The sequence below is a fragment of the Streptomyces sp. NPDC104381 genome (genome assembly GCF_055583745.1).
Map to the genome: position 1 here is coordinate 254,077 of NZ_JBVJNK010000001.1, position 23,599 is coordinate 277,675.

At 70.5% G+C, this 23,599-nt stretch carries 14 protein-coding genes; 12 read left to right on the forward strand and 2 right to left on the reverse strand.

Annotated features, from left to right (window positions below):
- Window positions 1–38 precede the first annotated feature (38 nt).
- From mrdA to galE, 12 genes are all read left to right on the forward strand, one after another.
- Window positions 39–2,213 carry a penicillin-binding protein 2 gene (mrdA, locus tag ACZ607_RS01065; protein ID WP_469730473.1) on the forward strand — a complete coding sequence of 725 codons (2,175 nt, stop codon included), beginning with the start codon at window positions 39–41 and terminating at the stop codon, window positions 2,211–2,213.
- Complete coding sequence (rodA, locus tag ACZ607_RS01070) at window positions 2,213–3,406, forward strand: rod shape-determining protein RodA (protein WP_469730475.1); 1,194 nt, start codon at window positions 2,213–2,215, stop codon at window positions 3,404–3,406. The genes mrdA and rodA overlap by 1 nt, the downstream gene beginning before the upstream one ends.
- Window positions 3,407–3,452: 46 nt before the next feature.
- On the forward strand, window positions 3,453–4,982 hold the full coding sequence (locus ACZ607_RS01075) for a CYTH and CHAD domain-containing protein (protein WP_469730477.1): 1,530 nt from the start codon (window positions 3,453–3,455) through the stop codon (window positions 4,980–4,982).
- A 50-nt stretch (window positions 4,983–5,032) separates the two neighbouring features.
- Window positions 5,033–6,958: a TIGR03960 family B12-binding radical SAM protein gene (locus tag ACZ607_RS01080; protein ID WP_469730478.1), complete on the forward strand. Its 1,926-nt coding sequence runs from the start codon at window positions 5,033–5,035 to the stop codon at window positions 6,956–6,958.
- Between the two features lie 87 nt (window positions 6,959–7,045).
- Entirely contained in the window at window positions 7,046–8,179 is a 1,134-nt protein-coding gene (locus ACZ607_RS01085) for a hypothetical protein (RefSeq protein WP_469730480.1), read from the forward strand.
- Between the two features lie 121 nt (window positions 8,180–8,300).
- Window positions 8,301–9,080 carry a TIGR03936 family radical SAM-associated protein gene (locus ACZ607_RS01090; RefSeq protein ID WP_469730482.1) on the forward strand — a complete coding sequence of 260 codons (780 nt, stop codon included), beginning with the start codon at window positions 8,301–8,303 and terminating at the stop codon, window positions 9,078–9,080.
- 229 nt (window positions 9,081–9,309) lie between these two features.
- Window positions 9,310–13,635 carry an Rne/Rng family ribonuclease gene (locus ACZ607_RS01095; RefSeq protein WP_469730485.1) on the forward strand — a complete coding sequence of 1,442 codons (4,326 nt, stop codon included), beginning with the start codon at window positions 9,310–9,312 and terminating at the stop codon, window positions 13,633–13,635.
- A 330-nt stretch (window positions 13,636–13,965) separates the two neighbouring features.
- The gene (locus ACZ607_RS01100; RefSeq protein ID WP_469730487.1) at window positions 13,966–15,084 is read left to right on the forward strand and encodes a DegT/DnrJ/EryC1/StrS family aminotransferase; all 1,119 of its coding nucleotides are present in this window, start codon (window positions 13,966–13,968) and stop codon (window positions 15,082–15,084) included.
- Window positions 15,081–16,109 (forward strand): Gfo/Idh/MocA family protein, encoded by a 1,029-nt coding sequence (locus ACZ607_RS01105; RefSeq protein ID WP_469730489.1) that lies wholly within the window; start codon window positions 15,081–15,083, stop codon window positions 16,107–16,109. The genes ACZ607_RS01100 and ACZ607_RS01105 overlap by 4 nt, the downstream gene beginning before the upstream one ends.
- A complete protein-coding gene (locus ACZ607_RS01110) occupies window positions 16,106–17,734 on the forward strand; it encodes a glycosyltransferase family 2 protein (protein WP_469730491.1) in 1,629 nt (542 codons plus the stop codon). Before ACZ607_RS01105 ends, ACZ607_RS01110 begins: the two co-directional genes overlap by 4 nt.
- Entirely contained in the window at window positions 17,731–19,014 is a 1,284-nt protein-coding gene (locus tag ACZ607_RS01115) for a nucleotide sugar dehydrogenase (protein ID WP_469730493.1), read from the forward strand. Before ACZ607_RS01110 ends, ACZ607_RS01115 begins: the two co-directional genes overlap by 4 nt.
- 4 nt (window positions 19,015–19,018) lie before the next feature.
- On the forward strand, window positions 19,019–19,996 hold the full coding sequence (gene galE, locus ACZ607_RS01120) for a UDP-glucose 4-epimerase GalE (RefSeq protein ID WP_469730494.1): 978 nt from the start codon (window positions 19,019–19,021) through the stop codon (window positions 19,994–19,996).
- Window positions 19,997–20,071: 75 nt separating this feature from the next.
- Here galE and ACZ607_RS01125 read toward each other — a convergent pair whose 3' ends face one another.
- Together ACZ607_RS01125 and ACZ607_RS01130 are read right to left on the reverse strand one after the other, a co-directional pair.
- Entirely contained in the window at window positions 20,072–22,204 is a 2,133-nt protein-coding gene (locus tag ACZ607_RS01125; protein ID WP_469730496.1) for a glycosyltransferase family protein, read from the reverse strand.
- Window positions 22,201–23,523, reverse strand: a complete 1,323-nt coding sequence (locus tag ACZ607_RS01130; protein ID WP_469730498.1) for a glycosyltransferase — start codon at window positions 23,521–23,523, stop codon at window positions 22,201–22,203. Before ACZ607_RS01130 ends, ACZ607_RS01125 begins: the two co-directional genes overlap by 4 nt.
- Between the last annotated feature and the right edge of the window lie 76 nt (window positions 23,524–23,599).

The window sequence follows — 23,599 nt, forward strand, 5'->3', positions numbered from 1 at the left end:
CGTACCCCCGCCCGACCCACCAGTACCGGGGGCGCCCTGTGAGCAACATTCCGGAGACGGGCCGGACCCAGCGGGTCCAGATCCGTCTCGTCGTGATCCAGGTCCTCGTCTTCTCCCTGCTCCTGACGCTCGGCGGCCGGCTCTGGTACCTCCAGATCCGCAACGGCCAGGAGTACACCGACGAGGCCAAGAACAACCACGTGCAGCAGGTCGTGCAGCCCGCCGTCCGGGGAGCCATCCTCGACGCGCGCGGGGTGCCCCTCGCCGACAACGAGACGCGTCTGGTCGTGTCGGCGAGCCGTACCGAGCTGATGAAGATGAAGGACGACGGCATCGGTGTCCTCACCCGGCTGGCCGGCGTCCTGGACATGAAGCCCAAGGACGTCCTGGACAAAGTCCGGCTCTGCGACGCCAAGACCCCGCAGCCCTGCTGGAACGGTTCGCCCTACCAGCCGATCCCGGTCACCGACGAGGCCACCACGCAGCAGGCCCTCCAGATCCGTGAGCGCGCCGAGGACTTCCCCGGCATCACCGCCGAACCCACCGCCGTACGCCGCTACGCCGCGCCCGGCAAGGCCAACACCGCCCAGGTCCTCGGCTACCTCTCGCCGGTCACCGACGAAGAGGTCACCAAGGCCCAGGACACCGACTCGCCGTACCTCCGCTCCGACCAGGTCGGCCGCTCCGGCCTTGAGCGCACGTACGACAAGGAGCTGCGCGGCAAGGCCGGCGTCACCCGGTACGAGGTCGACAACCTCGGCCGCGTCATCGGGCAGGCGCAGAACGACGAGGCCGAGCCCGGCGCCAGCGTCGTCACCTCCATCGACGCCCGGGTCCAGGCCGTCGCCGAGTACGAGCTGAACCAGGCGATGGAGACGGCCCGCAAGGAGATGGACCGCAACACCAACGAGCTGTACAAGGCCGACTCCGGCGCCGTCGTCGTGATGGAGGCCAAGACCGGCCGCATCGTGTCGATGGCCTCCCTGCCGACGTACGACCCCAACGCCTGGATCGGCGGCATCTCCGCCAAGGACTACGCGAAGCTCACCGGCAAGAAGTCCAACTTCCCGCTGCTGAACCGCGCCATCCAGGGGACCGCCGCACCCGGGTCGATCTTCAAGGTCATCTCCTCGACCGCCGCGGTCAACGCCGGATACGACTTCGACGGCAACTACCCGTGCCCGAGCTCGTACTCCATCGGCGGCCAGACCTTCAAGAACTTCGAGTCCCAGGGCTACGGCTCCATCACCATCGGCCGCGCCCTCGAAGTCTCCTGCGACACCGTGTACTACGGCCTGGCGCACAAGGAGTGGGCGAAGGACGGCGGCAACAAGCCGAAGAAGAACCCGGCGGACTGGTTCTACAAGACCGCCCACCAGTTCGGGCTCGGCAAGGAGACCGGCATCGACCTCCCCAACGAGGTCTCCGGCCGCGTCCCCGACCGCCAGTGGAAGCAGGACTTCTACGACGCCAACAAGGCGTCCTGGTGCAAGCAGGGCAAGAAGGACGGCACGTACGTCGAGAAGATCGCGTACGAAGGCTGCATCGAGGGCAACAAGATGCGCGCCGGTGACTCCGTCAACTACTCGATCGGCCAGGGTGACACCCTCGTCACCCCGATCCAGATGGCGACCATCTACGCAGCGATCTCCAACGGCGGCACCCTGTACGACCCGACCGTCGGCAAGGCGATCGTCAGCGGCGACGGCAAGACCGTCCAGGAGATCGCGCCCCAGTCCCACGGCAAGCTGCCCTTCAAGGCGGACACGCGCGACAAGATAGACGAAGCCCTCGCGGGAGTCGCGACCCGGGGAAGCGCCGCCTGGAGGTTCGGCGGATGGCCCCAGGACAAGATCCCGATGCACGCCAAGACGGGCACGGCCGAGGTCTACGGCAAGCAGACGACCTCCTGGTTCGCCACGTACACCAAGGACTACTCGATCGTCATGACGATCTCCCAGGGTGGTACGGGCTCCGGAGCCTCCGGGCCCGCCGTGCGCAACATCTACAACGCGCTCTACGGACTCGACGCCGGCGGCAAGCAGGACCTCAAGAAGGCGCTCCTGCCCAAGCCGCAGAAGACCCTGCCCAAGATCAAGCCGGACGGACAGATCGAGTCGCCCAAGATCAAGCCGTACACCCCCGCGCCCGTCGACGACGGCACACAGGCACTCGCGGGCGCCCTGCCCGCGACCGTGGGGAGGCGTGACTGATGGCGGGCTTCTCCGTCTCGCGCTACGCCCCCGAGGAACGCACCCTCTGGGCCAAGCTCACCGCCCGCGACTCCGTCGTGCGGCGGCTGGACTGGCCCCTGCTCGGATCGTCCGTCGCGCTGTCCTTCGTCGGCTCGCTGCTGGTCTGGTCGGCGACCCGGGGCCGTGAGTCCCTCACCCACGGCGACCCGTACTTCTTCCTCTTCCGGCACGCGCTCAACACCGGCATCGGCCTCGCGCTGATGGTCGGCACCATCTGGCTCGGGCACCGCACCCTGCGGGGAGCGGTGCCGGTGCTCTACGGGCTGTCGGTGCTGCTCGTCCTCGCGGTCCTCACCCCGCTGGGCGCCACCGTCAACGGGGCGCACGCCTGGATCCTCCTTCCGGGCGGTTTCTCCCTCCAGCCCTCCGAGTTCACCAAGATCACGATCATCCTCGGCATGGCCATGCTGCTCGCCGCCCGCGTCGACGCGGGCGACCAGCTGCACCCCGACCACCGGACCGTCGCCAAGGCCCTCGGCCTGGCCCTCGTCCCGATGGCCGTCGTCATGCTGATGCCGGACCTCGGCTCCGTCATGGTCATGGCCGTCATCGTGCTCGGTGTGCTCCTGGCCTCCGGCGCCTCCAACCGCTGGGTCTTCGGACTCCTCGGCGCGGGGACGGCGGGCGCGGTGGCCGTCTGGCAGCTCGGCGTCCTCGACGACTACCAGATCGCCCGCTTCGCGGCCTTCGCCAACCCGGCGCTCGACCCGGCAGGCGTCGGCTACAACACCAACCAGGCCCGCATCGCCATCGGTTCAGGCGGGCTCACGGGCACCGGGCTCTTCAACGGCTCCCAGACGACGGGCCAGTTCGTCCCCGAGCAGCAGACCGACTTCGTCTTCACCGTCGCGGGGGAGGAGCTCGGCTTCCTCGGAGCCGGACTGATCATCGTCCTGCTCGGCGTCGTCCTGTGGCGCGCCTGCCGCATCGCGCGGGGGACGACGGAGCTGTACGGGACGATCGTGGCCGCCGGCATCATCGCCTGGTTCGCCTTCCAGTCCTTCGAGAACATCGGGATGACCCTCGGGATCATGCCGGTGGCCGGTCTGCCGCTGCCGTTCGTGTCGTACGGAGGCTCGTCGATGTTCGCCGTCTGGGTGGCCGTCGGACTCCTCCAGTCGATCAAGGTGCAACGTCCGATGTCAGCCTGACCGCTCCGCTCTGCATATCCGCCGGCATCGCGGATAGGTTCGAGATATGGCGGACTCGAAGCGCGAGGTCGAGCGGAAGTACGAAGCGACCCCGGAAACCCGGCTGCCCGACCTGACCCGTGCGGCCGGGGTCTCGGAGGTCGTCCACCGCGGGCTCAGCGAGCTCGACGCCGTCTACTACGACACCGAGGACTTCCGCCTCGCCGCGGACTCCCTCACGCTCCGCCGCAGGACGGGCGGGAACGACGCCGGATGGCACCTCAAGATCCCGGTCTCCGCCGACGTCCGCGACGAGATCCGGGCCCCGCTCAGCGACGCCCTCCCGCCCGGCCTCGGCGAGCTGCTCCGCTCCCGGGTGCGGACCACCCCGGTGACCCCCGTCGTCCGGATACTCTCCGCCCGGGACGTCCACCACCTCCTCGGTGAGGACGGCACCCTGCTCGCCGAGCTCAGCGTCGACGAGGTCCTCGCGGAGCGCCTCACCGAAGCGGGCCACGGCACCACGTCGGCGTGGACCGAGCTGGAGGTCGAGCTGGCCGACGACGCCGACCCCGCCGTCCTCGACGCCGTCGAGCGGCGGCTCCGCAAGGCCGGCATCAGGCCCTCCGCCGCACCGTCCAAGCTCGCCAGGGCGCTGGCCGAGACCGCCCCCGCCGCGCCGCGCCCGAAGAAGGCGAAGCAGCCGTCCCCGCGCACCGCGGGCGACCATGTGCTCGCCTACGTACGCCGGCAGGTCACGGCCCTCGTCGAGCTCGATCCGGCCGTGCGCCGCGACCTGCCCGACAGCGTGCACCGCATGCGGGTCGCCACCCGCCGGCTGCGCAGCGCCTTCAGGACGTACCGCGGGATCCTCGACCGGAGGGTCACCGACCCCCTCCGCGACGACCTCAAGTGGCTCGCCGCCGAACTCGGGGTCGACCGCGACCAGGAAGTCCTCGACGCACGCCTGCGCTCCCAGGTCGCCGGGCTGCCCGCCCCCCTTCTGCTGGGTCCCGTCAGCGCCCGGCTGAAGCTCACCTCCGTCGCGCGGCGCGCCGGTTCACGACGACGCGTCGCCTCCGTGCTCGACGCGGACCGCTATCTGGCCCTGCTGGACTCCCTGGACGCCCTCCTCGCCGACCCGCCCCTGCGCCCCGCTGCCGCGCGGCCGCCGCGCGACGTCCTGCCCCGCGCCGTACTCAAGGACTACGAACGCCTCGCCACCCGCATCGGGCACGCGCTGGAGCGCGACCCGGGGGAGGAGCGCGACGTGGCCATGCACGAGGCGCGCAAGGCCGCCAAGCGCGTCCGCTACGCCGCAGAGGCCGCCAGGCCGGCGATCGGGAAGCCCGCCAGGAAGTTCGCCAAACGGATGAAGTCCGTGCAGTCGGTCCTCGGCGACCACCAGGACAGCGTCGTCGCCAGGGACGCCCTGCGCACCCTCGCGGTCCAGGCCCACGGCGCGGGGGAGTCCGCGTTCACCTGGGGCCTGCTGTACGGGCACGAGGAGGCCGCGGCGGCGGAACGGGAACGCGAGCTGCCCGAGGTCTGGGCGCGGGCGTCGCGGCCGGGACTGCGGGCGGCGCTGAAAGGCTGAGCACCGGGTTACGCTTGATGGTCACCCCTGCCAGCTACGAAGGTCCTCAGATGTCTGCCGAGTCGGTCTTCCCGCAGCTCGAAGCACTCCTCCCGCATGTGCAGAAGCCCATTCAGTACGTCGGCGGTGAGCTCAACTCCACCGTCAAGCCGTGGGACGAATGCGACGTCCGCTGGGCCCTCATGTACCCGGACGCCTACGAGGTCGGTCTCCCCAACCAGGGCGTCATGATCCTCTACGAGGTGCTCAACGAGCGCGACGGCGTCCTCGCCGAGCGCACGTACAGCGTGTGGCCCGACCTCGAGGAGCTGATGCGCGAGCACAAGGTGCCCCAGTTCACCGTGGACAGCCACCGTCCCGTCGGCGCGTTCGACGTGTTCGGCCTGAGCTTCTCCACCGAGCTCGGCTACACCAACATGCTCACCGCCCTGGACCTCGCGGGCATCCCGCTGGAGTCCAAGGACCGCACCGTCGACCACCCGATCGTGCTGGCGGGCGGCCACGCCGCGTTCAACCCCGAGCCGATCGCGGACTTCATCGACTGCGCGGTCATCGGCGACGGCGAGCAGGCCGTCCTGGAGATCACCGAGATCATCCGCGCCTGGAAGGCCGAGGGCCGCTCCGGCGGCCGCGAGGAGGTGCTCTTCCGTCTCGCGAGGACGGGCGGCGTCTACGTCCCCGGCTTCTACGACGTCGAGTACCTGCCCGACGGCCGCATCGGCCGTGTCGTGCCCCAGAAGTCCGGCGTGCCGTGGCGCGTGTCCAAGCACACCGTCATGGACCTCGACGAATGGCCGTATCCCAAGCAGCCCCTCGTCCCCCTCGCCGAGACCGTCCACGAGCGGATGTCCGTCGAGATCTTCCGCGGCTGCACCCGCGGCTGCCGTTTCTGCCAGGCCGGCATGATCACGCGCCCCGTGCGGGAGCGAAGCATCACCGGCATCGGCGAGATGGTCGAGAAGGGCCTCAAGGCCACGGGCTTCGAGGAGGTCGGCCTTCTGTCGCTCTCCTCCGCCGACCACACCGAGATCGGTGACATCGCCAAGGGCCTCGCCGACCGGTACACGGACGACAAGATCGGCCTCTCGCTGCCCTCCACCCGCGTCGACGCGTTCAACGTGGACCTGGCCAACGAGCTGACCCGCAACGGCCGCAGGTCCGGTCTCACCTTCGCCCCCGAGGGCGGCTCCGAGCGCATGCGCAAGGTCATCAACAAGATGGTCTCGGAGGAGGACCTGATCCGCACGGTCGCCACCGCCTACGGCAACGGCTGGCGCCAGGTGAAGCTGTACTTCATGTGCGGCCTGCCCACCGAGACCGACGAGGACGTCCTCCAGATCGGCGACATGGCGGTCAACGTGATCGCCAAGGGCCGCGAGGTCTCCGGGCAGAACGACATCCGCTGCACCGTCTCCATCGGCGGATTCGTGCCCAAGCCGCACACCCCCTTCCAGTGGGCCCCGCAGCTCAGCGCCGAGGACACCGACGCCCGGCTGAAGAAGCTCCGGGACAAGATCCGCGACGACAAGAAGTACGGGCGCTCCATCGGCTTCCGCTACCACGACGGCAAGCCCGGCATCGTCGAGGGCCTGCTCTCCCGTGGTGACCGCCGGGTCGGCGCCGTCATCCGCGAGGTCTACGAGTCCGGCGGCCGCTTCGACGGCTGGCGCGAGCACTTCAGCTACGACCTCTGGATGCGGAGCGCCGAGAAGACGCTGCCCGCCTTCGGCGTGGACGTCGACTGGTACACCACCCGCGAGCGGACCTACGAGGAGGTCCTGCCCTGGGACCACCTGGACTCCGGCCTGGACAAGGACTGGCTGTGGGAGGACTGGCAGGACTCCCTCGACGAGACCGAGGTCGAGGACTGCCGCTGGACGCCGTGCTTCGACTGCGGCGTGTGCCCCCAGCTCGACCTGGACATCCAGATCGGCCCCACCGGCAAGAAGCTCCTGCCGCTGACGGTCGTGAAGTAGCTCCCCTCCCGGGCGTCCGAGTGACAGCCCGGTGACGAAACGCCCGGCCCGGGAAACTCCGGGCCGGGCGTTCGCGTCTCCCAGGGCATGGACCTCGACAAGCCCCGCACGCCCCCGCCGTACGAAGGCGGGGAAGGCTGTCTGACGACCCTCGTCAGAATCCCGGTCAGGATCGTGGTGCTGGTCCTCGTCCTGCCCGTACGCATGCTCTGGGACCTGCTCGTCGCGGGCGGCCGGTTCGTGGAGCGGGCGCTGCTGCGCCCCCTCGGCCGGGCGCTTGAGTGGGTGTACGACCAGGTGCTCACCCCGGTCGGCCGGGCCCTCGGGTGGCTGGCCGTCACCCTTCTCGTACGGCCCTGGGCCGGCCTGTGGCGCCATGTCGTCGTCCCCGTCGTCCGGTACGGGGTCGTCGTCCCGCTGAGGTGGCTCCACTCGGCCGTGCTCACCCCGGCCGGACACGGGCTGCGGTGGGTGTACGACAGGCTGCTCGTCCCGGCGGCGGCCGGGCTCGTCACCCTCCTCCTGGTGTGGCCGGCCGTCGGCGCCTGGCGGTACGTCCTCAAGCCGCTCGGCGTCGCGGCGGACTGGCTGGTCGTCCACCTGGTCGTCGTGCCGCTCCTCCAGGTCCACCGGTACGTGCTGACCCCGGTGGGCCACGGCATCGCGTGGATGCTCCGGATGGCCGGAAAGGGGCTGGCCGCCGGCGCGCGGGGCCTGTGGACCGCCGCGGTGTGGCTGGTCATGACCCTGCTCGTACTGCCCCTCGGATGGGTGTACCGGCGCGTCCTCGCCCCCGTGGGCCGGGAGATCGCGGCGGCCTTCGGTGTCGCCTGGCGGATCGCCGGCTACCTCTCGCGCGCCGTCGGACGTGTGCTGGCCTGGCTGGCGTGGCACCTGGCCGGCGCACCGGTGACCTGGGTCTACCGCACGGTGTGCACACCGGTGGGGCACTTCCTGCGCAGGGCGGTCTGGGCCCCCGCCAGGGCGGCCGCGCTGGAGGCGGGACGCGCGGCCCGCGGCGCCCTGGCCTCCGCCCGGGAGACCCTCCGCGCGGCGCGCAGGGACGCCTGGCGTGCGCTGGTGGGAACGCCGCAGGTCACGGACGCGCGGGAACTCGAAGGGTCCGCTGCGCGTACCCTGGGTAGGACAACGACTGTCCCCAGCGCGGCGCCCGCATCCGAGATCTCCCCGCTTGCCGAGAAAACCGTCAGGCGGGGGTGAGCCGGAGCGGCACCCCGGGGCACCCCGTATTTCGTGGGCGGCAGCCACCGCGGCCGCCCCGCACCGAGGAGAAGAACCACTGGGCAAGCGACAGCCCGAAGGCCCGCCGCCCGCACCGGCGGTGCAGCGCATCCGACTGCGCTACACCAAGCGGGGCCGCCTCCGGTTCACCAGCCACAGAGACTTCCAGCGTGCCTTCGAGCGGGCGTTGCGCCGCTCCGAGGTGCCCATGGCCTACTCGGCCGGCTTCACCCCGCACCCCAAGGTGTCGTACGCCAACGCCGCCCCGACGGGTACGGGCAGCGAGGCCGAGTTCCTGGAGATCGCCCTCACCGAGGCGCGGGATCCGGACACCCTGCGCAAGCTGCTCGACGCGTCGATGCCCGAGGGCCTCGACGTGATCGACGCGGTGGAGGCCCGCACCTCCGGCCTCGCCGACCGGCTGACCGCCTCCGTCTGGGAGATGCGGCTGGACGGCGTCACCGTCCAGGACGCGGAGCGGGCCGTGACGGCCTTCCTCGCGGCCGGGACCGTCGAGGTCCAGCGACGTGCGAAGAACGGCATGCGGAGCTTCGACGCCCGCGCCGCCGTGGCCGACCTGGAAGCCATTGATCCACAGCCTGATAGGTCCGGGGACAGGCCCTGTGCGATACTGCGCCTGGTAGTACGGCACGTGACACCTGCCGTGCGACCCGACGACGTCCTGTCCGGTCTCCGCGCTGTGGCCGACCTAACGCCGCCGGTCCCCGCTGCGGTGACCAGGCTGGCGCAGGGGCTCTTCGACGAGGAGTCCGGCACGGTGACCGACCCGCTCGCGCCCGACCGCGAGGCAGCCCCGGCCGTATCCACGGCCGATCCGGCCGCCGCCGCGACGGTGCCGGAAGGTGCAGGTTCCGCGTAAGGCGGTCGTTGTAGCGCAGCCCTCGGACTCGGGAGCCACCTGGGTCGGGCCGCGCACCGCCCCATAAGACTTTCGCCAGGCCGTGCGTCACGCGTACGGAACCGGCGAGCCAGACATCAGCTCCCGTGCGGCGCCCGCGCCCCGGACGGCGGTATCGCGCACATCACGCGAATCGCGCCGGACCGGATTCAGGCGTGGCGCCCGGGAGCGCGACGGGAGAACCGCCCGCATGCACGAGCCGAACGAATCCGGTACGACCGGAAACGCCGAAGACAACAACGCCCCCGGGGACAAGCTGCCGCCGCGCCGCAGGCGCCGCGCGGCGTCCCGCCCCGCCGGACCGCCGTCCGGCGCGCCGGGAGCGGCCCCCGCCGAGGACACCACGCCGGCCATACCGGCCGCTGCCGCCGAGACCCCTGCCGAGCCCGTCGCCGAGGCCGCGCCGCCGGCACGCGCCCGTCGCCGTGCGGTCCGTAAGGCGACCGCTCCGGCCGGTGCGCCGCAGGGCGCCACCGAGGTCGTGGAGCCCGTCACCGAGACGGCCACCGCTGCCGCCGAGACCCCTGCCGAGCCCGTCGCCGAGGCCGCGCCGCCGGCACGCGCCCGTCGCCGTGCGGTCCGTAAGGCGACCGCTCCGGCCGGTGCGCCGCAGAGTGCCGCCGAGGTCGTGGAGCCCGTCGCCGAGACCGAACCGGTCGAGGAGGACGAAGCCGAGGAGACCGTCGAGGCCCCCGCCGCGGAGGCCCCCGTCGCCGAGGCCGCTCCCTCGCGCCCCCGCCGCCGTGCCACCCGTAAGGCCACCGCTCCGGCGGGCGCGCCCCAGCCGGCCGAGGCCGTCGCGCAGGAGCCCGCCGCCGAGCCGGTGAAGGCCCCCGAGCCCGCCGCCGAAGCCGCCGTGGAGCCGGCCGCCGAGCCCGCCGCCGCGCCGCGCGGCCGCGGCCGTCGTCGTGCGTCCGCTCCGGCCGGTGCGCCGCAGGGCGCGCAGACCGAGACCCCGGCCGAGATCGTGGCCGAACCGGCCGCCGAGGCCGCGCAGCCCGACCGGGCCGAAGAGGCCGCCCCGGCCTCCGCCGCCGAGACCGCCGCCCCGGCACGTGGCCGCCGCCGCGCCTCCCGTAAGGCATCGGCCCCGGCCGGCTCCCCGCAGCCCGTCGAGGAGGCCGCCGAGGCCGCCGCCGAGAAGGGCGAGGAGCTTCCCGCCGCCGTGGCCGAGGAGCTCGCCTCCGAGACCGAGCAGGTCGAGGAAGCCGCGCCGCGCGGCCGCCAGCGCCGCCGTGCCACCGCCGCCGCCGGCCGGCCCGAGTTCACCGGGAAGACCGAGGAGCCCGCCCGCAAGGGCCGACGCGCGACCCGTCCCGCCGTGGCCGTGTTCCAGGCCCCGGTCTTCGCCGAGCCGATGTTCCAGACCCCGGAGACCGCGGCCGCTGCCGCAGCCGCCGCGGGTTCCGCCCCGGCCCACGACGAGAGCGACGACTTCGAGGACCAGAAGTCCTCGGACCGTACGGACCGCGCCGAGCGCTCGGACCGGGCGTCGCGCAAGGCCGAGGGCAGGCAGGCCGCCGAGGCCGCCCCCGCCGAGACCGCCGAGTCCGCGCCCCAGGGCGGTTCGCGCCGTCGCCGCCGCCGTCGTGGCGAGGCCGTCGAGACCGAGCCCGCCGCGACGCCGGTCACGCTGCCGGCCGAGCAGCCCGCCGAGGCCGCCGCTCCCGTCGAGGACGAGGCCGAGACCGGCACGGACGCCGAGCACGAGGGCGACGAGACGGACGAGTACGGCGACCGGCCCTCCCGCCGCCGCCGTCGTGGCGGCCGTCGCCGCCGTCGCGGCGAGGCCAACGACACGGACGACGCGGAGCAGCAGGACGACGCCGCCTCGGACCGTTCCGAGGACGAGCAGCAGGGACAGGACGACGAGGACGACGACCACGACGAGCACGAGTCCTCCTCCGGCTCCAGCAGCAGCCGTCGCCGTCGCCGCCGTCGCCGCCGTAGCGGGGACGCCTCCGGCGAGGACACGGGCACCGGAGCCGACGACCCGGAGCGCACCGTCGTCAAGGTCCGCGAGCCCCGTAAGAAGGAGGCCGAGCGCGAGCCCGGCACCGGCTTCGACGAGGTCCAGTCCATCAAGGGCTCGACCCGTATGGAGGCCAAGAAGCAGCGCCGCCGCGAGGGGCGCGAGCAGGGCCGCCGCCGTGTGCCGATCATCACCGAGGCCGAGTTCCTGGCCCGCCGTGAGGCCGTCGAGCGCGTCATGGTCGTTCGCCAGAGCGGCGAGCGCACCCAGATCGGCGTCCTCGAGGACAACGTGCTCGTCGAGCACTACGTCAACAAGGAGCAGGCCACCAGCTACGTCGGCAACGTCTACCTGGGCAAGGTGCAGAACGTACTGCCGTCCATGGAGGCCGCCTTCGTCGACATCGGCAAGGGCCGCAACGCCGTCCTGTACGCCGGCGAGGTCAACTTCGAGGCGCTCGGCATGGCCCACGGGCCGCGCCGCATCGAGACCGCGCTCAAGTCCGGCCAGTCCGTCCTCGTCCAGGTGACGAAGGACCCGATCGGCCACAAGGGTGCCCGCCTGACCAGCCAGGTCTCGCTGCCCGGCCGCTACCTGGTCTACGTGCCCGAGGGCTCGATGACCGGCATCAGCCGCAAGCTGCCCGACACCGAGCGCGCCCGGCTGAAGACCATCCTCAAGAAGATCGTCCCCGAGGACGCGGGCGTCATCGTGCGCACCGCGGCCGAGGGCGCGAGCGAGGACGAGCTGCGCCGCGACGTCGAGCGGCTGCAGGGCCAGTGGGAAGAGATCCAGAAGAAGTCGAAGAACACCAGCAGCTCCAACGCGCCGACGCTGCTCTACGGCGAGCCGGACATGACCGTCCGGGTCGTCCGCGACATCTTCAACGAGGACTTCTCGAAGGTGATCGTCAGCGGTGACGACGCCTGGGAGACCATCCACGGCTACGTCTCGCACGTGGCGCCGGACCTCACCGACCGGCTGTCGCGCTGGACGTCCGAGGTCGACGTCTTCGCGACGTACCGCATCGACGAGCAGCTGATGAAGGCGCTGGACCGCAAGGTCTACCTGCCGAGCGGCGGCTCCCTGGTGATCGACAAGACCGAGGCGATGGTCGTCGTCGACGTCAACACCGGCAAGTTCACCGGCCAGGGCGGAAACCTCGAGGAGACCGTCACCAAGAACAACCTGGAGGCGGCCGAGGAGATCGTGCGTCAGCTGCGGCTGCGTGACCTCGGTGGCATCGTCGTCGTCGACTTCATCGACATGGTGCTGGAGTCCAACCGGGACCTGGTGCTGCGGCGTCTGCTGGAGTGCCTGGGCCGCGACCGTACGAAGCACCAGGTCGCCGAGGTCACCTCGCTGGGCCTGGTCCAGATGACCCGTAAGCGGGTGGGCCAGGGTCTGCTGGAGTCCTTCTCCGAGACCTGTGTCCACTGCAACGGGCGCGGTGTGATCGTCCACATGGAGCAGCCCACGGCGTCCGGCGGCGGCGGTGGTGGCAAGCGGTCCAAGAAGCGCGGCCGCGGCGGCTCCGGGCACGAGCACGGCCAGGAGCACGAGCACACCGAGCAGCACGCCGAGGCCGAGACCGAGGCCGAGGTGGCCGCCGAGGTCGCCGCCCCGGTGGCGCTGCCCGAGCCGGAGTTCGTCGCCGACGAGGAGCTGTACAGCAGCCCGGCCGAGGCGGAGGCGGCGGCGTCCCGCGGCCGTGGCCGCCGGCGCGCGACCCGCAAGGTCACGGCTCCGGCCGGTGCGCCCGCTGCGGCGGAAGGGGCCGCTCCGGCGGCCCCGGCCGAGCCGGCCGCCCCGGCGGCTCCGGCTGCTTCGGCCGCTTCGGCTTCCGAGGAGAAGCGGCAGCCCGAGCCGGTGGCCGAGGCCCCGGTGGAGGCTCCCGCCGCACCCGAGGCGGAGGCCGCACCCCCGGCCCGTACGCGCCGCAGGGCGACCCGGAAGGCGTCCGCCCCGGCGGGCTCGCCCCAGCAGGCCGACGTGACGCCGCCGGTCCACCCGGCCGAGCCCGCGGCAGAGCCCGTCGCGGCCGAGGACCCGGTGGTCGAGGCCCCGGCGCCCGCCTCCGCGGACAAGGCGTCCTCGGAGAAGGCGACGGCGCCCGAGGCTCCGGTGGCTGACGAGGAGTCCGCTCCCGCGGCCCCGCCGCGTGCCCGTCGCCGCGCGACCCGTAAGGCCACCGCTCCGGCGGGGTCACCGGCCGGGGCCGAGGAGGCAGCGGTCGTCGTGGTCGCGGACGCCGAGTCCGACACGCCCGGCGCCTCCGCCACGGAGTCCGGCGCCGAGTCCGTCACCGAGGAGTCCGAAGCCCCGGTGAAGAAGGCCGCGGCGCGGAAGACCGCCAAGAAGGCCACGGCGAAGAAGGCCGCCGCCCCCAAGAAGGCGGCAGCCAAGACGGCCGCGAAGAAGACCACCGCGAAGAAGACGACGACGAAGAAGGCAGCGACGAAGAAGACCGTCGCCGCCGAGCAGTCGTCGCCTTCCGTGACGGCCTCGACGTCGTCCGCCGACTCGGGAACGACCGCCGACTGAGCATTCCGTAACCGGTTGTTCATCGATCCGTGTCCCGCTCCGAAGACTTCGGGGCGGGACACGTGCTTTGTTTCAGAACTGATGCACGGGCCGGTTAACGAGCCCGAAATCACCTGAGAAATCCCTGATAATGTGACGGCGGTCGCTGCCTGTGAAGTTCCTGGAATGGAACTACGGTCGGTGACCGACCCGGTTCAGGACCGACCGGGTCCAGTTTCCTCGGTAGGGCGTCGGCGATCCGCCGGTGGGGTTATGCGCGGCCTCGTGAGACGTCCCGCACCCCGGACCTCTGCCTGTGAAGAGCTCTTGCGGTGTTCAAGGAGGACGTCCATGACGAGCATCAACGAGCAGCCGATTCCTGCTGCCCGCCCGGTCATCGGTGAAGAGGAGATCGAGGCCGCGGTACGCGTGCTGCGCAGCGGTCGCGTCGTGCAGGGCCCGGAGGTCGCGGCCTTCGAGGAGGGCTTCTCCGAGCTGGTCGACGGCCGCCACTGCGTCGCCGTCAACTCCGGTACCTCGGCTCTGCACATGCTGCTGCTCGCCCTCGGTATCGGCCCGGGTGACGAGGTGATCGTCCCGTCGTTCTCCTTCGCCGCCTCCGCCAACGCCGTCCGACTCGTCGGCGCCGACGTGGTGTTCGCCGACATCGAGCCCGGCAGCTACGGCCTGGACCCGGCCGCGGTCGAAGCAGCCGTGACGCCGCGCACGGCCGCCATCATGCCGGTGCACCTCTACGGTCACCCGGCGGCGATGGACAAGCTCATGCCCATTGCGCGGAAGCACAAACTCGCCGTCGTCGAAGACGCGTGCCAGGCGCACGCCGCGGCCCTGAACGGCACCCCCGTCGGGGCGTTCGGCGAAGGCGGAACGTTCAGCTTCTACCCGACGAAGAACATGCACTCCCTCGAGGGCGGCATGGTCACCACGGCCGACGCCGAACTCGCCCGCACCCTGCGCCTCCTGCGCAACCAGGGCATGGAGCAGCGGTACGCCAACGAGATCGTCGGCGCCAACATGCGCATGACGGACGTGGCCGCCGCCGTCGGCCGCGTACAGCTCACCAAGGTGGCCGGCTGGACCGAGCAGCGCCGCGCCAACGCCGCCTACCTCGACGCGCACATCACCGCCCCGAACGTGACGGTGCCGCCGGTCGCCGAGGGCGCCCGCCACGTCTACCACCAGTACACGATCCGGGTGCGGGGCGACCGTGAGGCCGCGATGGCCAAGCTCACCGAGGCGGGCATCGGCAACGCCGTGTACTACCCGACCCCGATCCACCGGCTGAAGCCGTACTGGGAGCCGGACCAGAAGGCCGGCCGGAACTGGGACCTGCCGGAGACCGAGCGCGCGGCCGCCGAGGTCGTCTCGCTTCCCGTCCACCCGTCGCTCGGTGAGGGCGACCTCGCGCGCATCGCCGACGCGGTGAACGCACTGGGGGGGAACCTGTGAGCACCGCCGTACTGAAGGCCGGCCTCGTCGGCCTCGGCTCCATGGGGCGCCACCACGCCCGGGTCCTCGCCGGACTCGAAGGCGTGGAGCTGGTCGGCGTCGTCGACCCGATGGGCGACAAGAACGGCTGGGCGCAGGGCGCCCCCGTCCTGTCGACCGTCGAGGAACTCCTCGCGCTCGGCATCGACTACGCGGTCGTGGCCTGCCCGACCGCCCTGCACGAAGAGGTCGGCCTCCAGCTGGCCGACGCGGGCGTCTGCGCCCTGATCGAGAAGCCGCTCGCCGACACCGTCGAGGGCGCCCGCCGCCTCGTCGAGGCCTTCGAGTCGCGCGGCCTGGTGGCCGGCGTCGGCCACATCGAGCGCTGCAACCCGGCCCTGCGCTCGCTGCGCAGCCGCCTGGAGGCCGGCGAGCTCGGCGACGTCTTCCAGGTCGTCACCCGCCGCCAGGGCCCCTTCCCGCACCGCATCGCGGACGTCGGTGTGGTCAAGGACCTCGCCACGCACGACATCGACCTCACGGGCTGGGTCACCGGCCAGACGTACACCTCGATCGCGGCCCACACCGTCTCCAAGTCGGGCCGTCCGCACGAGGACATGGTCTCCGCGGTGGGCCAGCTCTCCGACGGCACCATGGTCAACCACCTGGTCAACTGGCTGAGCCCGCTCAAGGAGCGCTTCACCTCGGTCACGGGCGAGCGCGGCTGCTACATCGCCGACACCCTCACCGCCGACCTGACGTTCCACTCGAACGCGGCGGTGACCACCGAGTGGGAGGCGCTGCGCGCGTTCCGCGGGGTCTCCGAGGGCGACATGATCCGCTACGCGATCCCGAAGCGCGAGCCGCTGCTGGTCGAGCACGAGCTCTTCAGGGACGCGGTGCGGGGCGAGTCGGCCGATATCTGCACATTGCGGCAGGGGCTGCGTACCGTTGAGGTCGCGGCAGCGGTTCTGGAGTCGGCGAAGAACCGCACCACCGTACAACTTTCGGGCGGGCAGGAAGTCGGTCAGGAGCTGCAGAGTTGACCAGACCGGATGTGACCGTCGTTGTAGCCGTCTACAACACCATGCCGTACCTGACGGAGTGTCTGAACTCGCTGGCAGGGCAGAGCATCGGCCTTGACCGCCTGCAGGTCGTCGCAGTGGACGACGGGTCGACGGACGACAGCGGGGCCGAACTGGACCGTTTCGCAGCGAAGTTCCCCGACACGTTCACCGTGCTGCACCAGGAGAACTCCGGTGGCCCGGCCGCACCGAGCAATCGCGCCCTGGAGGTGGCCACCGGCCGTTACGTCTATTTCATCGGCTCCGACGACTACCTCGGTGAGGAAGCGCTGGAGCGAATGGTGTCGTGTGCCGACGAGCACGGTTCCGACGTGGTCGTCGGCAAGATGGTCGGCACCAACGGCCGCTACGTGCACCAGAAGCTCTATGCGGAGAGCGATCCGGATATCAGCCTGTATGAGTCCGCGCTCCCCTACACGCTGGCCAATACCAAGCTCTTCCGGCGCGAGCTCGTTGAAAAGCACAACCTGCGCTTTCCGGAAGACATGCCGGTCGGCAGCGATCAGCCATTCACTATCGAGGCGTGTGTACGAGCTCGCAAGATTTCGGTAGTTGCCGACTACACGTGCTATTACGCGGTCAAACGCGGCGACGCCAGCAATATCACCTATCGAGCCGATCATCTGGCACGTCTTGGCTGCGCCGCCAAGATCATGGAGCATGTTGCCGGTCTGATCGAGCCCGGCCCGAAGCGTGATGCAGTTTTCAAGCGGCATTTCGAGTGGGAGCTGTCCAAGCTTCTGCAGAAGGATTTCGTATCCCTCGATGCGGAAACCAAGCGCCAGGTGTGCGAAGGAATAGCCTCACTGCTCGACGCGTACTTCACCGACGAGCTGCGTGACAATACGGGCGTGACCCGACGCGTGCGTTTCGGCCTTGCCCTTCGGGGCGCGGTCGACGAGCTCTCCCGTGCTCTCACGGACGAGGCCGAGTACGGGGCTCCGCCGTTTCTGCTCGAGGACGGGCGGGCGTTCGCGACGTACCCGGGCTTCAGGGACAGTGCGGTCGGACTGCCCGACCGCTACTACGAAGTCCTGGGTGAAGGCGTGGCCGGCCGGCTCGCGAAACACACGGAGCTCGAATCGGCCGAGTGGGAGCAGGAGGGGGCGGAACTCTCGCTCGCGCTCGTTCTGAGGCTCGGTGTCATCGGCGACACGTCCTCGGCGGTCGTAGCGCTGGCGCAGGGCGCGATGCCCAAGAGCGCGGACAAACCGGGCGCGCGCCGGCTGTCTGCCGGAGCAGGGCCGCTGAACGTGGTGGGCGAGTTCGCCAGAGAAACAGTGATGGACGGGACGAGAACCCGCCTGACCGCCCGCATCCCCATCAAGCCGGTCAATGCCAAGCGCGGCGTTCGGGTCTACGTCGACGTGGCAGGCTCGGTGTACGAGATTCCCGTGCGGGCCGACGGCCTTCCGATGCCGCTCGCCCGGCGTTGGGGAGGAGCGGTGCCACACCGTGTCGCCGCCAACGTGAATCCGAAGGGCCGTCTCGTCATCACGACCGCACCACTGTGGGAGACGAAGACGGGTGTGTTCAGGCGCCTGCGCCGCAAGCTGTCCAGGCTGAAGAGGAAAGTAATCCGATGAACATCTGTGTAGTCGCGCTCGGCAAGATCGGCCTTCCGCTCGCCGTGCAGTTCGCGGCCAAGGGCCACAAGGTCGTGGGCGCGGACGTCAACGAGAAGGTCGTCGAGCTGGTCAACGCGGCCACCGAGCCGTTCCCCGGTGAGCACGACCTGGACGTCAAGCTCAAGGAGACCGTGGGCGCGGGCCTCCTCTCCGCGACCACGGACACGACGGCCGCGGTCGCCGCGTCCGACGCCGTCGTGGTCGTCGTCCCGCTGTTCGTGGACGCCGAGGGCACCCCGGACTTCGGCTGGATGGACTCGGCGACGAAGGCGATCGCCGCGGGCCTGAAGCCCGGCACCCTCGTCAGCTACGAGACCACCCTGCCCGTCGGCACCACCCGCACCCGCTGGGCGCCCATGCTCGCCGAGGGCTCCGGCCTGACCCCGGGCGTGGACTTCCACCTCGTCTTCTCCCCGGAGCGCGTGCTGACCGGCCGCGTCTTCGCGGACCTGCGCCGCTACCCCAAGCTCGTCGGCGGTATCGACGAGGCGTCCACGCAGCGCGGCGTGGAGTTCTACGAGGCCGTGCTCGACTTCGACGACCGCGAGGACCTGCCGCGTCCGAACGGCGTCTGGGACCTCGGCACGGCGGAGGCCTCCGAGCTCGCCAAGCTCGCCGAGACCACCTACCGCGACGTCAACATCGGTCTGGCCAACCAGTTCGCCCGGTTCGCCGACAAGAACGACATCGACGTCAAGAAGGTCATCGAGGCCTGCAACAGCCAGCCCTACAGCCACATCCACCAGCCCGGCATCGCCGTCGGCGGCCACTGCATCCCGATCTACCCGCGGATGTACCTGTGGAACGACCCGGAGGCCACCGTCGTGCGCTCGGCCCGTGAGGCCAACGCCGCGATGCCCGAGTACTCCGTCGACCTGCTGGCCGCCGCCTACGGCGACCTGGACGGCGTCGGCGTCCTGGTGCTGGGCGCCGCCTACCGCGGTGGCGTCAAGGAGACCGCCTTCTCCGGCGTCTTCGGCGTCGTCGAGGCACTGAAGGCGCGCGGCGCGGTGCCGTTCGTCTCGGACCCCATGTACACGGCGGACGAGCTGACCGCGCACGGCCTCGTGCCGCACGAGGGCCAGGCCGTCACCGCCGCGATCCTGCAGGCCGACCACGCCGAGTACCGCGAGCTGGCCGCCGCCGACCTGCCGGACGTCCGCGTCCTGGTCGACGGCCGTCGTACGACCGACCCGGCCAAGTGGGCGGGCGTACGACGCGTCGTCATCGGCGGGTGATCCGATGACCTGGCTGATCACAGGTGGCGCCGGATACATCGGGTCGCACGTCGTCAGGGCGATGGCAGGCCACACCTCCGTCGTCGTCCTCGACGACCTCAGTACCGGCCGCGCCGAGAGGCTCCCGGCGGAGGTGCCATTGGTGCGAGGGTCCGTACTCGACCGGGACGTGGTCGGCCGAGTACTGCGCGAGCACGCGGTGACCGGCATCGTGCACATCGCGGGAAAGAAGCGGGTCGCCGAGTCGGTCGACCGTCCGCTTCACTACTACCACGAGAACGTCGAGGGGCTGCGAGTCCTGCTCGACGCCGCCTGCGACGCCGGCGTGGACCGCTTCGTGTTCTCCTCCTCGGCGGCCGTCTACGGCATGCCCGATGTCGACCTGGTGACGGAGGAAACTCCCTGCCGGCCTCTGAGCCCGTACGGGGAGACGAAGCTGGCCGGTGAGTGGATGGTGGCCGCGGCCGGTAAGGCCCACGGCATGGCTACGGTCTCTCTGCGGTACTTCAACGTGGCGGGAGCGGCGTCGGCCGAACTGGGGGACGACGGCGTCTTCAACCTGGTCCCGATGGTTTTCGAACGGCTCACGAGCAACGAGTCGCCACGGATCTTCGGCGACGACTACGCCACTCCCGACGGCACATGCGTCCGCGACTACATACACGTCGAAGATGTCGCCACGGCCCATCTCGCAGCTGCTCAGCGGCTCCTGGACGACCGGTCGGCGTCCCTGGTGCTCAACATAGGCCGTGGCCAAGGGGTCTCGGTCAGCGAGATGGTCGATGTCATCCAGGACATCACCGGTTACGCGGAGCTGAAGCCCGTGGTCGAGGAGCGACGCCCCGGGGACCCCGCCAGGGTCGTCGCTGCTTCCGACAGCATCAGGCGTGAGCTGGGCTGGACGTCGCGCCACGACATCCGTGCAATGGTGGCCTCGGCCTGGGACGGGTGGTGTCTGAGACACCCGGACGCACGCCGATGAAGCGCTGAGACCTGAGACAACGGCTGAGGCCCGCACCCCCCGGGGGTGCGGGCCTCAGCCGTTGTCGTACGTGGATCAGACCTCGTCGAGGAAGAGCCGGTCGAACTGCTTCTGGACCACGCTCCAGTCCCAGGTCGAGACCGCGTGCTCCGAGGCCAGCTCGCCCGCCTTCTGCCAGGACTCCTCGGTCGAGGTGATGTCCAGGATCCGCCGTGCGGCTTCCTCTGGTGAGTCGACCACCCAGCCTTCGGGGTACAGAGTCCGTGCGCTGTTCGCCCGACCGGCGTAGAAGGGCCAGTCACGGACGACCGGGAGGGCGGCGCTCGCGGCGCCTTCCATCAGCCCCACATGGCATCCCTCGCGTACGGACGAGCTCAGGATCACGCCGATGTCGGTCAAAGCGCCTGGCACGTCGTCGGTGGGACCCAGACGCACCACCGCGCCGGACTCGACCAGAGGCGCCAGCTCCCGCTCGAAGAGCTTCAGGTAGTCGCTGGTGGCCTTGCTGGTCTTCGGATCCATGTCGCCGCCCACGAGCAGCAGACGGTAACGCTCGTCGTGTTCACGAACACGCTTGAGCACGTCCACGGCCCAGAGCGGATCCTTCGCGACCTGACTGACTCCGATCAGGCCGAGGTTGAAGCGGGCGTCCGCGGACTTGGGGCGGACGAAGCCCGACAGGTCCATCGCGTTGTCGAGCAGATGCATGCGGGGAGCGGAATCGCTCCGCAACTGCGGCACCAGTGACGTGACCAGGTCCCGCACGTGCGGGGCGACGAAGATGAGGTCGTCGACACGGGAGAAGTCCGTCATGTGCGGCCAGCGAGTGAACGCCTCGTAGCTGTGCAGCCGCACCACGATGCGCGTGTCACCGGGATCGATGGTGGTCAGCATCGAGGCGGGTCCGACCGACCAGTCGAGGAACACCGTGTCCGCCCAGTCCAGGTACGGCCGCATCAGCCGCTCGACGTCCGCCTGGTAGTCGGACGCGCCGTCGGCCAGCCGGTCCTCCAGCATGAGGCGCCCGGCCCACGAGATGCGCTTGAGCGACTTCTGGGCAGCGAGGTCCAGGTAGCGGAGCTCGACCTGAGGGTGGTCCTCGTACAGTGCCAGGACGTGGTGCAGGAAGTTGGCGTTGGCGCTCGTGGTGACGAGCAGCCGCAGCGGCCGGTCGGTCGGAGGATCGGCCGGAGGAGTCTTCCTGCCGCGGGCACGGGAGACGGCCTGGAACGCGGTCGAGCCGTGGAGGCGCTTGATGTAGCCCTCCGCGTGCTCGGCGAGAGGCGAGCTCAGCTGGTCTATGTGCAGGACCCGGTGGAAGTCGAGGAACAGAGCCTTGTTCAGTGCCTCGGAGGCGACCTCGTAGTTGTCCTGGGCGTACTGCTCGTCGGCGTAGGCCAGCTGGGCACTGACCGCATTGCCGAGATCGCGGGGACTGATGCCCCTGGCGATCTCCGTCATGACGCCCTCGTACAGCAGTTCCGCCCGTACGGCGGGATCAGGGATCCTCGCCGCCGCCGATGTGAGCGCTATGGCCGCCCCGCTGGTCCGGCCGGCCCACTGCATGCCCTCCGCGACGTAGCGGGAGGCCGCCACCCGCGCCTTGACCGGGACACCCGGTGCGGTCACCGCGGAGCGCCACAGACGGGCGCCCACGGTGGAGCGCATGACCGGGCGGGCGGTGGCGGTACGCATCATGGCGGCCGGGAGGCCGTCGATCGACCGGCGTACGTCCTTGGCGACGGCACCCAGCGCGGGGAGACTGGCCTGGCGTGCGGCCGTTCCCTGCTCCTTGAGCTTGTCGAGCGCCCTCAGACCCGCGGCGACACCGAAGTGAGCTTCCGCCGTCGGGTTGTACTGCGAGAGCCGCCACACGGTGTAGACGGCGCCCGGGTCCAGAGCCACCAGGACCTGGGCGCTCAGGGCCCGTCGTCGCAACCAGCGGTCCCGCTGTGCCTGCAGCCATACCCGCATTCCCGCAGGCGACGCCTTGGCCTTGCGCCGTACCGATGTGCTTCTCCGGGAGAGACCTCGCGGAAGCTGATGAACGCCCTCCAGCGCCGCTCCGGAAAGCTCCTCGGTGACCGGCTCCATGTGGAAAGTACCGGCCAGGTAGACCTTGGCATCCCGGTCGCGGAACTTCACCACGGTGTCCGTGAGGATTCCGAATTCGGGTCTCCTGGTCGCGATGAACAGAACCTCGGTCACGATGCGGTCCCTCCGGTGACGATCGACTTCTCGGCGAGGACAGCCGTGTCCTTGGCGGGTGTGCTCGCTGCCTCGTCCGTGGCGAGCTGATCGATCAGCTCCTTCACAGCGGCAGTCATCAGCACCTCGCGGGTGAACTGGTCCGCATGGGCCATGGCCTCCGCGTGCACCGCGTCGCTGGTCTCGACGGCCATGTGTGCCGCCTGGATGAACGACCGGGTCAAGGCTTCCTCGTCCAGGCCGACCGCACCGGTCCACAGCGGATGGCCGTCGAGGACGTTCGACGCGTCGTGCTCGACCACGTGGGCGGAAACGATCGGAAGTCCCGTCGCCATGTACTCGTACACCTTGCCCGAAGTCACGAAGCGGCCCCCGATGAGGATGAGGACCATGGCGTCCCAGCCGGCGTAGATCGAGGCAACCTCGGCCTTGGCGGCGGGTCCTCCGAAGCGGACGCCGTCGGCCTCCGCCTGCTTGAGGATCTCTGCGTGCCGGTTGGCTTCACGGCCGGCGCCGTTGCCGATGTGACCGCGCACCTCGAAGCGAGACCCGGCCAACAGCGGTTCCTGCGCGCGAGCCGCCCGCCAGGCATTCAGCACCGTCTCCAGGTGCTGGGCGGTGAAGTTCACCGTGCCCAGATAGCCGAACACGAGACCCGACTCGGGATCGGGCTTGTGGGCACGGCCCGGCGAGCTGTCCGCGTCATATCCGTTGCGTACGACGCGCACTCGATCGGCGAAGTCCGGGTACCGCGAGCGGTAGTGATCGGCGATCGGATCGTTGACCACCCAGAGGGAGACCGCGTGATCCAGGATCTTGCGTTCCCAGCGACCGAGTTCGGAGTCGCGGGAGAAGGCCTCCACGCCTTCGATGACGTCGATGGACCAGCCGTCACGGAAGTCGACCGCGTACGGCACGCGGGCGTGCTCCCACAGCTTCCACGCAGCGGCGAGGTTGACGTACGGCACGCAGCTGGCCAGGAGGAGGTCCGCCCGGTGTTCCCCGTGGATGTCCAGCACGGCTTGCTCGAGCGCGCCGCGCCACTCGCCGAAGTTGGCCTCCGGGAAGGTCGTGGTCTGACGGGTCCGAAGCTGAGCGACCCAGGCGTTGGGCTTGAGCGCGCGGTCCTCGCTGTAAAGACGGATGTCCGTCTCCAGGTCCTCACGCGACAAAGGCAGTTCGACGATGTTCACCAGCGGGTCGACCTGGTCCAGGAGGGTGAGGTCGACGCCCGAGTCCCGCTCCCAGGACTCCTGGGCGATCGTGACGACGGTGACGTCCCAGCCCGCCTTGATGAACTGATTCGCAGTCTCGCGCATCCGGTACGCACAGCTCTTGGCGGCTGGCGGAAAACCGATGGCAAGGTAGATCACATGCGGCCGTGCGCCTTTTGTG

What these genes read in the sequence shown, in the direction of transcription:
- rodA (WP_469730475.1), top strand. Translation starts at nt 2,213, where the DNA reads ATGGCGGGCTTCTCCGTCTCGCGCTACGCCCCCGAGGAACGCACCCTC.
- ACZ607_RS01100 (WP_469730487.1), top strand. Translation starts at nt 13,966, where the DNA reads ATGACGAGCATCAACGAGCAGCCGATTCCTGCTGCCCGCCCGGTCATC.
- ACZ607_RS01085 (WP_469730480.1), top strand. Translation starts at nt 7,046, where the DNA reads ATGGACCTCGACAAGCCCCGCACGCCCCCGCCGTACGAAGGCGGGGAA.
- ACZ607_RS01115 (WP_469730493.1), top strand. Translation starts at nt 17,731, where the DNA reads ATGAACATCTGTGTAGTCGCGCTCGGCAAGATCGGCCTTCCGCTCGCC.
- ACZ607_RS01130 (WP_469730498.1), bottom strand. Translation starts at nt 23,523, where the DNA reads ATGCGCGAGACTGCGAATCAGTTCATCAAGGCGGGCTGGGACGTCACC.
- ACZ607_RS01075 (WP_469730477.1), top strand. Translation starts at nt 3,453, where the DNA reads ATGGCGGACTCGAAGCGCGAGGTCGAGCGGAAGTACGAAGCGACCCCG.
- galE (WP_469730494.1), top strand. Translation starts at nt 19,019, where the DNA reads ATGACCTGGCTGATCACAGGTGGCGCCGGATACATCGGGTCGCACGTC.
- ACZ607_RS01095 (WP_469730485.1), top strand. Translation starts at nt 9,310, where the DNA reads ATGCACGAGCCGAACGAATCCGGTACGACCGGAAACGCCGAAGACAAC.
- ACZ607_RS01080 (WP_469730478.1), top strand. Translation starts at nt 5,033, where the DNA reads ATGTCTGCCGAGTCGGTCTTCCCGCAGCTCGAAGCACTCCTCCCGCAT.